Origin of the sequence: Myxosarcina sp. GI1, assembly GCF_000756305.1 — a bacterium.
Taxonomy (GTDB): Bacteria; Cyanobacteriota; Cyanobacteriia; order Cyanobacteriales; family Xenococcaceae; genus Myxosarcina.
In genome coordinates, this window is sequence record NZ_JRFE01000034.1 from 16,583 (window position 1) to 32,214 (window position 15,632).

The window sequence follows — 15,632 nt, forward strand, 5'->3', positions numbered from 1 at the left end:
TTAATCCTCGTAAAGTTGAATTCCTTTTTGAACCAACTGCCGAATCATTAGGTCATGAGTCCTAAAAGTTTTCTTAGCCAAGCGTTCGACTTCGGGAGAATTAACAAGGTCTAAATACAACTTGATAATCTTTTCCAGCATTTGTGCCGTATTTAAGTCAGCCTTTTCTTTTTCAGTCTCAAACCCTTCAGAAACTGAAGAGGCGCAAACTACAGATAAAATCTGATTGACAATTGTAGTTCGATTGGTTTTTTCTATTTCCGCTAAATGCTCTAAAGTTTCTACCACTTCTTTACCTAGCCCAATGCTAGTCCTGACAACTTGAGAATTTTTTTGAGATTGTTCTTCCGACATAATATTATTGTCACCCAATAAAATATGTCGCAATCGTACTCCAACTAACGTAAAATCCAAAATCCTACCAACAAGAGTAGATTTACTATTGACAAAAAAATCCCCAAAGAATTTTTATCAAAAGTTAAAAACTTTACAAAGCGTAGTTGTGAAGCAATTTTATGCTGTTTGGCGAGCTTGTGTTTTACTTCTCTGGCTCGCTCGCGCTCTGTAAATGTTGTCTGCTTTGATTTTTGCGCGGGAATAGTTTTTTTTCCATCTTGTGAAATTAAATACGTTCCATCAGAAGACCAGTCAAAGTACTCGTCTTCTGATTCTAGTTCGAGAGCGATCGCATCAGGAATAACCAAGTTATCTAAAAATTTGGAATTATTCATGTAGTATTAATTACCAAAAGCTATAAAACAAATTGTTACATCAACGAAGCATTAACACAGGGTTTAAAATGACAAAGTTAAATTTTGACGCTGGAAAAGTAGCCTTTTTGAAACGGTTAACTTCATTGCTTCAACTAAAAAACATCTTATCTAAATTGCTCTATTTTTGCTTTAAATCTTCCCAATGCGTGACAATGGCTTTACATTTATCGCGATCGCTTTCGGCAATAAAACAGCAACAGCCTAATTTATGAACTACCTGCAAAAGATTTGGATAGGGAAGATAGCAAATTGAAACTATTTCCTCGGCATTAGTAGTACCTTTAATAATTTGCTCGATGGCTTTTTCTACAAGCAGCAAATCCATATCTTCTTGATACTTACTGTAAAAACTTAAATGCGACTCTATTTGATGGGAATAGGAGAATTTCCAATCTATGTTGGGTGGAAAAGCCAGATTTAGAGATATTTTGTTAGGCAATTGCTTTAAAAAATCCCGTGAATTGGGATCGCCACAAAAAAGCAAATGCTCTCCAAGCTGCCATAGGTTTTGTTGGCGAACGACTTTAACAATTTGTTCTTTTTGGGAAGAAAGACGAGTATTAGGTTCGGTTTGAGGCTTAGAAGCTGAAGTTTCTCGAACCGTTGTTTCTGACTCTGATAAATTTTGTGATGTTTTACTTTCCCTGGTACGTTTTGTAGTTGTTGGTAAATTTTCTTTTTTTTGAAGATGCTTATTCTTAATAGCTTTAGCAAGTTTCTTGGTGATTGTCTCTCCTTGTTTAGCTCTAGCCATAGCTTCATCAACTGCTGCATCAGTTGCAGAGATAGTTGAAAGTTCGTATAAAGCACTAGGTAAGATGCTCAAATTCGACACAGTGTCTAACTCGAACTTTTGAGCTACTTTCATCATTCTTGCAGCGGTTCTATCGCTCATTTTAAATTCTGTTTCGAGCCATGTTAAAAATTGACCGTGTTCTAATCTCTCCTTAACTTTATTTAAGGTTTTGCCAATATTAATAATATCTTCAGTTGTTCTAGTAAATAACTTATTGAGTTTATTAGTCTCCTCAAATAAAAAAATGGATAGCTTATCATTTGGCAAAAGATATTCAAATTTTTGAAGGGCTAACCACCTTTGAGTTCCACTTAAGCGTAATTGATATTTATCTAATTTTGAGTTAGCTTTTCCAAAAAAAGCTACTATATTATTAAATTCTTGTGCCTCTTCTCTTAAAAAATCTTCAGTTACGTAAGCCGAATAGATATAAATTGAAGTATATTTGAGGTACTTATTTATAGCAGGTATTAAATCAATTCCCCTTCTATCTGAATTAGAATAATCACAAGGCTCGTAGCTATTTCTAGGAATTCTCGAATCGAGAAAACAAGTAGCAATATTTTGTTCTTTCAGAATAATTTGAAAAGCATCTTCATAATTAGCCGCGAAAATAACCTTTTCTTTTGGGAGTTTTAATTCTGAAAAAACGTCACTTCTTCTGACATCATTTGTCGTTATTTCATCGTCTACAATCAAACACTTTGCGTCAAAATCTGTACTATTTGAAGAATTGTTAAAGGCGTTGGCGAACATAGGTTACTTATTCTTCACTGCGGACTACAATACAATGATACAATTTCCGAGCTACATTTTAGACAACTCTACAAATTAACTATTTTAATTAAGCGTACTTTTGTGCGGCACAATAACTACAATTATGTTCTTTAGAAAGAAATCGAGCGAGTCGAGATGGCAAGTAGTTTTCTGGAGTTTAACTACGAGCATTACAAGCACAATATTTTTGACAGTAGACCCCGTACAAGCTCAGATAAAGGCTATAAATGACGGGCGAGAAGCACCGATTGAAGTAGAACAAATAGAGCTTGAGGGAAATACAGTATTTTCGGATACGGAGTTGAAAAGAGCGATCGATTTTCCTGGTACAGAGGAGATTTCTTTAGAAAGACTAGTACAGTTAAGAATTCAAATTACCAAACATTATGAACAGCAGGGTTATTTGCAAAGTGGGGCATTTATACCAGTGCAAGAAATTACCGATGGAAAAGTAAAGGTTCGTGTAATTGAAGGAAGACTGACAAAAGTAAATATTGAAGGTTTAACGCACCTCAATCGTAACTATATTGTCGCTCGCCTTCCAGATTTAGAAAAACCCACAAAACAAGCCGAGGTAGAACGGGCGTTAGGGAAGCTGAGAAAAGATCCTTTTATTAAGAATATAGAAGGTGGTATAAGTGAGATTAGCCCTGGAAAAAATCTTTTGACCATAAATATTGAGGAGAACGAGCCGCTAACAAGCGAGTTTGCTCTAACTAACAGCTATTCTCCTAGTGTGGGTACTTTTGGCGGTACGCTCAGTGCTAATTATCATTTATTTGGATTTGGCGATCGGCTTGGACTTGAATATACTCGAACCGAGGGGTTAACTCGATACGATGGAAGTTATTTATTTCCAGTTAATAGCTCAAACGGTACGATTGGGTTGAGTTATATTAATGCCAATACGAGAATAATTGAAAAACCTATATCCGTATTGGATATTCAAGCAAACTACGAAGCTTTTCAGTTAAGTGCCAGACAGCCTGTGATTATCAATGACAATAGCGATCTAGCGTTTGAATTACAGTTTGAACTGATTGCAAGTGAAACATTTGTCAGAGAGGATTTTTCTTTTGCTTTTGTCGATGGATTGCCCGATGGCAAGAGTAAAATAAGTGCTTTACGTTTAATTCAAGAATATTTCAATAGAGGAGATAAAAGTTCTTTAGTGTTGAGATCGCAATTTAGCGTCGGACTAGATCTTTTCGATCCTACCGTAACGGAAGTGGGAATAGACGGTCTTTTTTGGAGTTGGCAAGGACAGGGACAGTGGTTGAGAAAACTCGACAATTTCTTATTGGTATCGCGCTTGAATATGCAGTTTAGCGAAGACAAGCTCCTTCCAGTAGAACAAATTTCTTTGGGTGGAACGGGTAGCGTTGGGGGCTATCGGCAAAACTTAGCAATTGGCGATAATGGAATTATAGGTAGCCTGGAACTACAAATGCCTTTGATTAATAAAAGAAACTGGAATTTTAAATTGATTCCTTTTGTCAATGCGGGAACGCTTTGGAATAACTCTAACGAAATCGTAAATTTCAATACTTTAGCTTCAGTCGGGTTGGGATTGGGCTACGAATTAGGAAACACCATTGAAGCGAGAATAGACTACGGTATTCCTTTAATTGATGCCGAAGCTCCTGAAGATTTTTCTACTGAAGAGAGAATAACTTTTCAACTTCTAATCCAGCCTTAAAAATTTGTTGTTTGGCAAGAACTAGTAATGGTAGAGTAAATCCAAGTATATTTACGGGTTTATTTGATGCCAACTTATCAAGTCGAGCCAGAGCTAATTTGTCCTAACTGTACTTTTCACAATCCTTCTTCACGCTCAGAATGTGAAATTTGTCATTATTCTTTGGAAAAGAGAGATTTGGCAAAGCTCACTGTCAGAGACAATTATGATTTTTCTTTAAATAATTTCACAGGGAAAAAGAAAAAGACCGAGTGGGGAAATTCCATAACGGGGACATTTTTTCTATTGTTAGCTCTAGCGATTAGCAGTGTTGGTGTAGGAAAAATCGTTTTAAACAATTTTAATACTTCGTTTTTAGCTCGACAAGAATCTCTTAATAAGCGTGGAGACATCAAACTGTACGAGACAATGGAAGCCGTACCGAATGTTCCTGCGGGGATTTTCAATTACGGTGGAGCGATTTGCTTTGCGGCATTACAGCGTGATGGCATGAATGCGGCGATCGCTCATGCACATCCGCAATTTTTATTGCGGTATGTAGAGCCAATACATAGTAATCCAGGTTGCACTACAGGCATACAGATGCTGCTCGATCGCGAGTTAAGCGTCGCCCAAAATAGCCGTCCGCTAACAGAAGCCGAACTAGCAGCAGCTAAAAGGCGAGGATTCGAGCTAGAGTCAGTACCCGTAGCGATCGATGGGGTTGTATTTTATGTAAATAAATCGTTGGGAATAAAATCACTTTCTCTTGACGAAGTTAGAGATATCTATACGGGCAAAATAACTAATTGGCAAGAAGTTGGGGGAAACAATGTACCTGTTGTTCCTATCAGTTTAGATCCCCAAATTGATAGTATTTTGCGGTTATTAATGGAAACTAAAACCGCTCCTGCGCTCGATGAAGATGTAATTATCGTGCGAGACTATACCTCGGCAATCAGAAAAACTTCTACTACCCCTGGAGCAATTTCTTATGCTTCGGCAGCAATTCTCAAAGGTCAGCGATCGATCGAGCCGATTGGCTTGGCTCCCGACAAAAGCTCTCCAGCAATTTCAGGTTTATTAGCAGACGGTAGCGTTAATTTAACGGCATTTGAGAAAAATTACTATCCTCTGACTAGACCTTTATCCGTAGTGTTTCGTAGAGATGGAACTCCCCAGGAACGAGCGGCTATTGCTTACATCAATTTACTCCTTTCTCAAGAAGGACAAAAAATTGTCGAAAAAGCGGGGATGGTTTCTATTTATTAGCGGTAAACTAAAAATAAACTTACTACCTTTTCTTAAGGTACTTTCAACCCCGATCGTTCCTCCGTAAGAGGTGACAAGTTTTTTGGCTATATAAAGTCCGAGTCCAGAACTCTTCTCGCTTCTGAAACTTTCAAACGGTTGAAAAATTTCCTTGAGATAAGCACGACGAATGCCAATTCCGTTATCTTCTACAATAAATTCAATTTTTCGATTTTTTGATAATCTCGTTTTAACACATATCGTAGGAAAGTATTCGTGGGCAGTTCTAGCTTTAGCACTGACTGCCCAAACAGCGTTTTCTAGCAAATTATTCAAAACTATTTCTAAAACAACTGTACTTATTTCAGTCTCGGTCGGAATTTTGCCATCATACTGCTTTAAAACACAAATTGGATTACCATCATCATTTTCAGCAAAAAATCTATTAACTATTGTTTCAACTGTTTGGTTGGCATCAAGCGAATTTGTAAGCTCAATTATATTTAAGTGAGAATATTTTAGAAAACGATCGAGCTGCATATTATATCGGGTTAAGATTGAAACTTCTTTATCAATATTTAAGACTGCTTTATTAAAATTTTCTTCAGCTTCTAAAACCTCTTGTTCGTCTTTTGGTAAAATGCTTTCAAATTTTTTAAAGCTAGTTTTGATTAGACGACTGCTACTCTTGAATGAGTGCAGCTTATTTCCCAGACGGTGCTTTAAATCGCCAGCTAACAAGTCCAAACTTAAAAACTTATCTAGTTCTTGCTTTCTGTTTAGATAATAGATAATTGCCAGATAAACAACCCAAACGCTGGCTATTGAGATAGCAACGGGTAGCCACCAACCTAAATTGTGAGCGACAAAGCAGCACAAAAGTAAGATTCCCGTTATTGATAAAGCAGGTAGCAAAGTAGCTAAGTACAGGTTTTTACGAGAATAGCTAGATTTAGCGATAAATTTAATTATCGCTCCTACAGAAGCCAAAAACAAAAGTATTTCAATTATTTTTGGTGCGGGTTTCATCAAAGGTCGCCCATCTAAAGCAGCACTAATTATCGAACTAGCAACCTGAGCGACTATCTCTACGCCAAATGTTTCTACACCATAAGTTCCTATCTTATCGGTTCTTCGCCAACGGTTTAGAGGTATGGGATGACGGTCGCCAGTAGCGGAAGATACGTTGCCAATTATTACTAAGCGATCGCTAAATAGGTCGGGCGGAATTTGATTGCTAGTTATTTCTCCCGCAGATACTCTTCTAAAAAGCGTTTCTCCCTTTCGCCAATTAATCAAAAAATCTAAACCTTGTCGATCGTCATTATAAGCACCTGCAAAATTTTTCAAAGGGTTTAGAATTACTAAATTTTGCTCGTCATCGTCATAAAATATTAAAGAATTATTATCGAGTAGATCCGTTTTTAATCCTTTTCTTACTAAATATTCACCTGCTAATCGCGAACCAATATAAGGTACATCTCTTGGTTCTCCTTCTTTACTCAAAATAGGAAAGATGTAGGAGCGACGAATAAAACCGTCACGGTCGCTAGGTAGGTCGCTTGCGGCAATCTGCTCTTTCTCTTTAAGCACTTTTGGAGGATTAATTTTTGGTTCTAATATTTTTTCAATGCCGAATAAATTGGGAGTAGAGCGAAATAATTCTTGCAAACGTTTGTAGGCTTGACTATTTTCTTCGTCGCTGAGGCGCGGCGAGTATACGGGTATGTCTCGATAAATATCAAAAGCAATTAAGCTCGGTTGCTGCGCTTGAATTTTTTCAACTAATGCAGCCAGATTCTCGTCAGAAAACGTAGTTTCTTCATAAGTCTGAAGATTTTCTTCAGTCCATTCGACTATGACAATCCTTTCGTCCATTGGTTCTGACGGACGAAGGTGAAAACCAAGATCGTATACTGCTAGATCTAAAATTCTTAAAATACCGCTCAAGCTAAGAAACGCTATTGGCAAAACAACTGTCAATAAAACGTATTTAACTATTTTTCTAGAGGATTGCGAAAAAAAACTAACCAACATGAATGGCAACAAATGTTTTGTTTAATTGTTTTGAGAAACTTTTGCACTGTTAAGTAGTTGCTCTAAATAATTAGAGCGATTGCGTTCTTCAACTGCTAAATTTAAGGCATCATACCAGAAACCATTTTGAGCATAAATAGCTGCGCTTTGCAATTCATTTTGAGCGGTACGAAGTTGCGTTGCTACTTTCGATGAGGTCTGTCTACGTTCGATCGCCGCTCCGAGGACTTCTCGATATTCATTTAAATTATTCTCGCAGGGTATAGCGACATACCAGAGATAAGTTTTGTTAGGTTCGAGTTGCGTAGATTCGGGTAGCTCGATCCGATTGATTCCCTCCGAAACAGGAAAATTTTTCTCAACTAGTGTTTTGGCAGATTGAGGATCTACCAGCGTAAACACAAACGTTTTTTTTGAAGAAATTTTATCGGCAGAAAGATATAAAGTTGGTCTTTCAACAGAAGTTTGATGAACTACTTCAAGTTCGGGAACTAATAAAGTTACCGAATTTTTGGCGATATTGCTTCGGCAGTTTGAGCGAGAACCACTACCTACGGTTCGTCGCTGTTCTACTTCCCGTGAATCAGAAGCTGGAACATAGCCTTGTAGCCAGTTAGCCTTGAGTTTTAGCTCAAACGAAAAAATGGAACCCAAAAAAATCAAACAAAATAGCAAATTTTTGGTTTTAAACATCATTTTCCCCTTAAGAAATTATTTAAAAAATTATAAATTATTGATAAGTGAGGCAAATGTATTAGGTACATTTACTTTCTGATAATATTACAATTAAAGGTTTTAATAAAGACTAATTTATTATGTCGAGCAGTTGGCAAAATAGCAATTGTTTGTTGAGTTTTGGCTCTATTGCAGTAGTTGCAGGATTGGGCTTTCAAGCTCCTGTTTCTGCCGAGCCTACAGCAGCCTCACTCGAAAGCGAATCAAACGAAAATACTTACTCGCTTTGGCAACAGGGTAATTTAGTTCGAGCAGTAGAACAACTACAAGAGCGGGCAACGATGTATCGCGCCCAAAACCAAGTCAAAGAAGAAATGGAAACTTTGCTCGAACTTTCTCAAGGATATATAGAATTGGGACGATATCAACCTGCTATAAACGAATTAGAACGAGTTTTAGCCTTATCGCCTCCAACTCATTATTCGGTACTAGCTCAAAAAAGACTTGGTAACGCCTATAGCGGTATGGGAAAATACAATAAAGCTATATCAGCATACTCTAGCAGCTTAAAAGAAACAACTTCTCTATCGCAATTATCGACCCTGAATAATTTAGTTAAGACTTTACAAGAGCGTCAAAAAAACTATCTAAATAAGGCGCGAGAAATTCGCTCTTTAAATGAAGCCGACAAATATCGCGCTTTTGCCAGAGAAGATCGCACCTTAGCTCTAAAATATGCCAAACGCGCTGTCGATTTGAGTCAAAACGAATTTTCAACCTCTGCCGTTCGCGCTTTAATCGAATGGAGTCGTCTGTGGCAGCAACAACTCAGTCCTAGATACTTAGAAAGAGGGAGAAATATCTTAGACAATTTACCGCCATCGCGATCGAGTGTTTATTTAATGCTCAATTGGGCGAAAATAGATCGCGCTCGTAGGGTTAGTTGGTTGGAAAAAGCCGATACTGTAGCTAGAGCGATTGGCGACGAGGCAGCTACTAGCTATGTGCTTTTGGAATTGGGTTATGCTTACGAAGAAACTCAAGATTTTGAAACGGCAATTGATTTTGCTCGTAAGGCTCAAATTTTATCGCAATCGGCATTTGCCTATGACAGCCTCTATCGCTCCCAACGTTTGGCGGGAAGAATTTATCGAGAAATTGGCAATAAGAATGCAGCACTAGAAGCTTATCGAGGGGCTATTGCTTCAATCGATATTATTTCTCAGAATCTAGTTAGTGAGCGAGCGGAGCAATCGCAGCAGATAGCTAAATTCAATCGAGAAATCGAAACAATTTATCGTGAAACTTTAAAATTACTTTTAGCCGCTCCAGCGACTTCTGCTAGTCTTATTGAAGCTCTCTTAGTTTATGACAAGTTGAGATTGGCACAACTACGCAGTTATTTTGGTGACAATTGCTTTGAAGTTTCTCAAAAAGACTTAACGAGTCAAACCTTATTAAAAAACAAAAATGCCGCTTTAATAAATTCGATTATTTTAGAAGACGAAGTATTTTTTATTCTTCAGCTTAAAGATGGCAGGATACTAAAAAGTAGTAGAAAAATTTCCAAGAAGCAACTAGTCCGACTAGCCAAACAGTGGCATCAAAACTTGACTGATGGCAATAATTGGGAATTTCGTTATGGTTCTAGCTTTTTCTACGACCTAATTATTAAGTCTTTTGCAACCGAACTCGAACAAACCAACACTCAGGTTTTGGTTTTTATCCACGATGGGATTTTGCGAAATCTACCGATGGCAGCTTTATACGATAGAGAGAGAAAGAAGTTTTTGGCAGAAAAATGGGCAAGTGTCTCCTCAATTGGTTTGAATTTTACTTCGACTAGCGAACGAAAAAATTTAGAAGCCCTGGTTTTTGGCTTAGAAGCCGCTCGTTCTGGTTGGTCGCGACTGGAAAATGTCGAAGCAGAAACTACTTTTGTTCGAGATCTCATTGGTGGAGACAAGTTTCTCAATGACCAATTTACTGTCGAAAAATTATCCCATCAACTAGAACGAAATAACTATTCTGTACTTCATTTGGCAACACACGGTTATTTCGGCGGAACTGCTGAAACCTCATTCATTTTGGCTTACGACCAAAAAATTTCGACAGCCCAGCTAGAAAATATTTTACTTTCCAGTCCTGAAGCGATCGAGCTTTTAGTTTTGAGTGCCTGTGAAACCGCAGTCGGCAGCGATCGCGCTTTGTTGGGACTGGCAGGTGTAGCCGCCAGGAGCGGTGTGGCATCTACTCTGGGCAGTCTCTGGGAGGTAGAGGACGAAGACCAATCAAAAATGATCGAAAGCTTTTACACTCAAATAAAGGAAAATAACGTCAATAAGGCGATCGCTCTCCAAAAAATTCAAATAAATGAAATTCGCCAACTCGCTCTTCCCCAAACTTGGGCAGCACTTAATCTCATTGGCGATTGGTGATGTGGCGATCGCCTACCAAATCACTTCAAATCGGCAGCTTCCCTCGTACAAACTTGAGGCTGACTAATTTCTCGTTCTTGAACTGCAACCAGAAAGGTTCTGCCATCTGCGTTAGTTTGTACCGCATTAGGTTCGATTAAGGGATCTCCCTCCTGCCAGATTGGAGGTACATTGTTATTTGTTTGTCGATTGCTCGGCTTGGAATTTGGTTTTGGTTCTGAAGGTACTTCGTCTGCCGTCACTATAGGGTCTTCATCGTCAAAAAAGTTATAGGGTGATTCTGGAACTCCACCACCTAGATAAACTAACTCCGAGCGTTCGGGACGATTGGGATCTAAACAGCTTCCCTTTAATAGCTCTCGATAGGATTCGAGATTTAGTTCTCTAGCCGAGACTATCACATCCTCCTCGGCATTACTTTCGGGAGAGTTTATCGTTACTGTCCCGTCAATACCTAATTCCGAATCGGCAGTAATATCGTTATCTGGAGTCAGTGAAGGTCGTGCTTCGAGTCCGATGATTGTATCGGTAGTAATTTCAATATTGCCACCGCTTCCCTCAAAGGCGTTAGCAGTAATGTCGCTATTGTTGAATCCCAGGATGGTGTCGGCAGTGATGTCAATATTACCGCTATCTCCCACACCTCCTGCTGTAGCTGAGATTTGGCTGTTATTTGATAGGGAAAGGCGATCTGTGTTGAGATTAATGTTGCCACCATCACCTGAAATGGTACTCGCAGCAACAGTACTATTGTCAAAACTGACTAAATCAGAATTTATTTGAAGACTTCCAGCATCACCAATCCCACCATTACGAACGTTTATTTCTCCATTATCGCTAACGCTTAGTTTAGGAGTATTAATTTCGACACCTCCAGCGTTTCCTGTTGGAGACTCTAGACTTTCAAGTATCGCTAAAGTTCTAGAAAAACCTTCAGCACGACTAGCCGAAGAAGAAATTTGACCAGTTATATTAAAATCCGTACTACCACCTATAAGTTCGATTGATTCAACTGCATCTATAACAACCTTTCCACTACTTCCGCTTGACAAGCTAGCAGCATTAATTCTTCCTCCATCTACGATCCTTAAACGGGCTGTATCTATTTGCAAAAACCCTGCATTTCCAGATGCAGTAGTGGCGACAAAAACATCACTGTTATTCATGAGAGCATTTGGATCTGTATCTCCTACGATGGATATCGAATCGGTAGCATTAATCGTAAGGTTTCCGCTATTTCCAGAGCCTAAAGCAAGCGATCCTACCGCAGCTCCAAAACTAACGTTCATAGTTTTTGTGGCTATAGAAATGTTTCCCGCGTTTCCCTGACCTTTTGACTGTGCAGTTAAGAAGCTTGCAGTTGGTGCAAGAGGTGATAACCACGCCCCATATAAGTTTACAGACACTATAGCGTTGATTACTACATTTCCTCCATCTGCAATTCCGTAAGTTGCAGTTCCCAATGTTGCCCCATTGCGAAGAAAAAATTCTTCTGTATTTATCTTGATTGTGCTACTCTTTCCTCGCGCTGCTGCTATACTACCGAAAGAAGTGCGAAAGTCACCATTTTCTGAAACGCCGTTAATATCGAGTTTTCTTGAATTTACGCTAATGGCTTGAGATGGCTTGGAACCTTGATTTTGATTCATGACAATCGAACCAAATGAAACTTCAATTTCATCTCCATGAAAACTAATTTTTCCATCACCAAAACCACTTGTATTGACTGATGAACGGTTTGTTATTTGTATATCTCCAAAACTGTTTATATTTTCATAATTAAAATTCCAGCTTGTGTTATTTTTATTTAATTTAACTTCACCGTTGGCTACAGAGGCAAGTTCTATCTGTCCAGATTCGGCTGTAATATTTCCGCCGTCTAAAATGATGTCTCCTCCAAGTAAAGCTATGGTTTGTTTCGGCTTTACTTTTAACCCATCACTACTTAATATGTTTTGATACGGTAAAAAAGTGAATGTATCAACTATGGAGTGACCAGATCCTTTTACCTGAATTGGACTAGAGTTTGTTCCAAAACCCAAGCCAACAGGAATTTCAACTGTTAAAACAGGTTTTGCCAAAGGTTTTGTTGCCGAAAAGCCAATACCATCTTTAAACTTAATACTTTCAGCCGTTGTTGCTATGAAAGAACCACCAACATCGATCGCCGCATTCTGTCCAAAAACAATGCCATTGGGATTCATCAAAAACAGATTAGCAGTACCCTCTACTCCTAATGTCCCAAATATCTTGGAAACATTGCTACCTGTAATACGAGAAAAGATGTTTTCAATCCCTGCGGGATTTGCAAAATAAACTTCCAAACCTTCACCAACATTAAATTCTTGAAAGCTATGAAACAGGTTTTCTCCTCTAATCGCTCCGCCTTCTATGCGCTGGCGTAATTCATTAATCGAGTCGATCGTGGAACTTTCGGTATTCAAAGACGTATCTGGAACAATCTGAGCAACTACGGAAGAAGGAATAGTTAAAGAAAGGCAAATAAAAAAATAGTTAATTAGTTTCTTCACGACTAACAAAATATAAAAATATATTTTAAAACTTTCAAAATTGCTTTTTAAATCTTCACAAATGCAGAGCCGAAAGAAAACGCAGTCTTAAAAGCTCTAATATATAGTACAGCTTAATAATAAAAAAATACCTTTTTCACGAGAGACTTAATTAATTTTAATCTTATCACAGATAAAATTTTGCGACTTATTAAGTTTCAATTTATACAAATCATCAAAAAAGCCTCACAAAAATACTACTTATATTGTGTACAATAAAAAAAAAGTTTTAATGTACAATATACAAAATTTAACTTTTGTAAACAAAAATAAAAAGTTAAAATAGCATACTAAACTACAAATGTTTTGCTCTTGAGTAAACAAAATAGTTTATATTTAACAAGTGATTAATTATACAACTAAATGTTATGAATAAATCTATTCGTGAAATGCAGTTAGCTAACAAGAAGAAAGTTTTTTATCTAAATAAAGAAGAAATTGAATTTTTAGATAACCAAATGGAAAACTATGTTAAGCATGGAATTGTTTTGACTGAAAATAGCGTAGTTTTTGATGTAGGAGCTAATATTGGTATGTTTTGCCTTTATTGTTGCGAACTTTGTAGCAGAAATCCTGAAATTTACGCTTTTGAACCTATTCCGCAAATATTTGAAGTTCTCCAACTCAACGTGCAACGTCTCGATTCAGATCGAATAAAAATATACAATTATGGCATATCGAATCAGACTAGAAATGAAGTTATTTTTGAATATTTTCCTGGTGCCAGCGGATTTTCAACAATGTATTCAGAAAATCTTGAAGAGTTTAGAAATTCTATTAAATCAGTTATACTTCATAATATTGAAGCTTTAGCTACTTTTATAAATGAAATACGTTTGATTCGCATATTACCTTCTTTTTTGCAGACTTGGGTTGTTGATTTTGAGCTTAATAGAAAATTAAAGTCGAAAAAAGTTGTCTGTCAGGTAAAAACAATTTCACAAATCATTAGCGAACATAATATTCAACAGATAGATCTGCTAAAAATTGACGTAGAAAAAAGCGAATTGGATGTGTTACTCGGAATTAAAAATCAAGACTGGAGTAAAATCAAGCAAATCGTGATTGAAGTTCACGATCTTGGAGGCAGAGTTGATAAGATTAAAGCATTACTATCGACTCATAATTTTGGCAAAATTATCATAGAACAGGAGACATATTTAAGTAATTCAGAATACTTAAATATATATGCAATGCGATAGTAAATTTGTCTACAGCTAGAGAGTTACGGTGTCTCCGCGTACCAATAAGCTTCGCTTTTGCTGCCGCTTCACACCGTTAGGGTAAAGCTATATTGGACATCTCTTGCAGAAATCGAGCAAATTAGCTATAGTTAATGGACATCTCTTACGCTGGAGTTTAAAAATGAGTACTATTACTGTTACCGACGATAGCGATCGCGAAATACTGTCTTCTGTTAAACACTTAATCTCAGATATGTCTCCCAAAACCAAGAAGCTTCTAAAGAAAAGGTTTGAAAGTATTGCTGTTCGACCTTGTCCTCCAATTGAGGAGCAGCTTTTAGCAGATGAAATATCAGGAAAATCTTATACAAAAGAAGAAGTAAAAGAACTTCTATTGAGTAATTTGATTAACTCGTTTACTATCAGAAATTCGTTATTGAAAAATAGTATTTCGGGAGCGGAGGTAGCTACCTTACTAGATTGCAGTTCCAGACAGACTCCACTAGATCGAGTAAAAAATAAAACTCTGCTGGCAGTTAAAGATAATGGTCAATGGAAGTACCCACTATGGCAATTTGATATTAATGGTCCAGATAGAGTAATAGAAGGATTACCATTAGTACTTGCTGCATTAAATGTCTCAAACCTTGCCAAAATTAGCTGGTTAACCCGTCATAATCCTGTATTTGAAGGCAAAACTCCCCTCGAAATGCTCGAAAATCGAGAAGTAGAAAAAGTTTTGACCGAGGCAAGAGGAGTAGGAATAGCTCAGTAGTGGTAAAGATAAATTCTCCGCCTCCAGATCCAACATTTCCTATTTCTCCCAAATTTGAAACACTAGAAGTAGGAACTATTCTTAGAAGAATCTACAATCCCAATAGATACAAGACAACAGCAATTAGTTTTCGATTTAATGGTCCGAGGTCGAGATTCGATCATCATCGATGTAGTTATCAAGAACCTCAAGACGATCTAGATAGAGGAATTAACTATTGGGGTTTTACTCTTAGTTGTTGTTTAGTAGAAGTTTTTGGAGATACTAGAGTCATTGAAGTAGATGAATATGAAGTTGCTCTACTTACTTTAAATCAGTCAATTAAATTATTAGATTTAAGAGGTGCAGCCGCTATGAAAGCTGGAACCCTAAGCTCGGTAAGTCAAATAGCGGAGCGTAATTTGTCTCAATTGTGGGGAAAATATTTTTACGAAGAAACAGAAATCTACGGGACAATTGATGGCTTGATTTTTAGTAATGCACATAACAGCGAAGACTCAATTGCTCTCTATGAAAGAGCAAAACCACAGCTAGATTCTGCCTCCCTAAAAATTCTGGCTTTAAATTCCTTAGCTTTGCAACCAGCTATTGCTGATTGTGCTTTAACAAACAGCATGATTTTTTAATCGCATTTTTCATTTAGAATCTTTACCAAACTAATTTGGTCACTTTTTTAAA

General features: G+C 37.4%; 12 protein-coding genes. 6 read left to right on the forward strand and 6 right to left on the reverse strand.

Going from position 1 to position 15,632, the window contains the following annotated elements; translation table 11 throughout:
• The 3 genes from KV40_RS24195 to KV40_RS32540 form a co-directional block, all read right to left on the reverse strand.
• Positions 1-354, reverse strand: coding sequence for a hypothetical protein (locus KV40_RS24195; RefSeq protein WP_156114157.1), 354 nt, complete (start codon positions 352-354; stop codon positions 1-3).
• A 44-nt stretch (positions 355-398) separates the two neighbouring features.
• Positions 399-731, reverse strand: coding sequence for a hypothetical protein (locus tag KV40_RS24200; protein ID WP_036486806.1), 333 nt, complete (start codon positions 729-731; stop codon positions 399-401).
• Between the two features lie 160 nt (positions 732-891).
• Positions 892-2,268: a DUF3102 domain-containing protein gene (locus KV40_RS32540; protein ID WP_216595701.1), complete on the reverse strand. Its 1,377-nt coding sequence runs from the start codon at positions 2,266-2,268 to the stop codon at positions 892-894.
• Positions 2,269-2,533: 265 nt separating this feature from the next.
• On the opposite strand from KV40_RS32540, the gene KV40_RS24210 reads away from it, so the two are divergent.
• Together KV40_RS24210 and KV40_RS24215 are read left to right on the forward strand one after the other, a co-directional pair.
• Positions 2,534-4,045, forward strand: coding sequence for a ShlB/FhaC/HecB family hemolysin secretion/activation protein (locus tag KV40_RS24210; RefSeq protein WP_172657332.1), 1,512 nt, complete (start codon positions 2,534-2,536; stop codon positions 4,043-4,045).
• Between the two features lie 66 nt (positions 4,046-4,111).
• Positions 4,112-5,296: a substrate-binding domain-containing protein gene (locus KV40_RS24215; RefSeq protein WP_052055909.1), complete on the forward strand. Its 1,185-nt coding sequence runs from the start codon at positions 4,112-4,114 to the stop codon at positions 5,294-5,296.
• Here the strand turns inward: KV40_RS24215 and KV40_RS24220 are convergent.
• Both KV40_RS24220 and KV40_RS32545 read right to left on the reverse strand, forming a co-directional pair.
• A complete protein-coding gene (locus tag KV40_RS24220) occupies positions 5,234-7,246 on the reverse strand; it encodes a CHASE2 domain-containing protein (RefSeq protein ID WP_216595702.1) in 2,013 nt (670 codons plus the stop codon). The genes KV40_RS24215 and KV40_RS24220 overlap by 63 nt on opposite strands.
• A gap of 87 nt (positions 7,247-7,333) precedes the next feature.
• Positions 7,334-8,008 (reverse strand): DUF928 domain-containing protein, encoded by a 675-nt coding sequence (locus KV40_RS32545; RefSeq protein WP_081942926.1) that lies wholly within the window; start codon positions 8,006-8,008, stop codon positions 7,334-7,336.
• Positions 8,009-8,127: 119 nt separating this feature from the next.
• On the opposite strand from KV40_RS32545, the gene KV40_RS24230 reads away from it, so the two are divergent.
• On the forward strand, positions 8,128-10,425 hold the full coding sequence (locus tag KV40_RS24230; RefSeq protein WP_036486810.1) for a CHAT domain-containing protein: 2,298 nt from the start codon (positions 8,128-8,130) through the stop codon (positions 10,423-10,425).
• 20 nt (positions 10,426-10,445) lie between these two features.
• Here the strand turns inward: KV40_RS24230 and KV40_RS24235 are convergent, their stop codons facing one another.
• Complete coding sequence (locus KV40_RS24235; protein ID WP_172657334.1) at positions 10,446-12,956, reverse strand: filamentous hemagglutinin N-terminal domain-containing protein; 2,511 nt, start codon at positions 12,954-12,956, stop codon at positions 10,446-10,448.
• Between the two features lie 407 nt (positions 12,957-13,363).
• Here KV40_RS24235 and KV40_RS24240 point away from each other — a divergent pair, with 407 nt between their 5' ends.
• The 3 genes from KV40_RS24240 to KV40_RS24250 all read left to right on the forward strand — a co-directional run bounded on the left by KV40_RS24240 (position 13,364) and on the right by KV40_RS24250 (position 15,580).
• Complete coding sequence (locus KV40_RS24240; protein WP_036486811.1) at positions 13,364-14,197, forward strand: FkbM family methyltransferase; 834 nt, start codon at positions 13,364-13,366, stop codon at positions 14,195-14,197.
• A 163-nt stretch (positions 14,198-14,360) separates the two neighbouring features.
• Positions 14,361-14,954 (forward strand): antitoxin Xre/MbcA/ParS toxin-binding domain-containing protein, encoded by a 594-nt coding sequence (locus tag KV40_RS24245; RefSeq protein WP_156114158.1) that lies wholly within the window; start codon positions 14,361-14,363, stop codon positions 14,952-14,954.
• Positions 14,954-15,580, forward strand: coding sequence for an RES domain-containing protein (locus KV40_RS24250; protein WP_036486812.1), 627 nt, complete (start codon positions 14,954-14,956; stop codon positions 15,578-15,580). Before KV40_RS24245 ends, KV40_RS24250 begins: the two co-directional genes overlap by 1 nt.
• Positions 15,581-15,632: the final 52 nt, after the last annotated feature.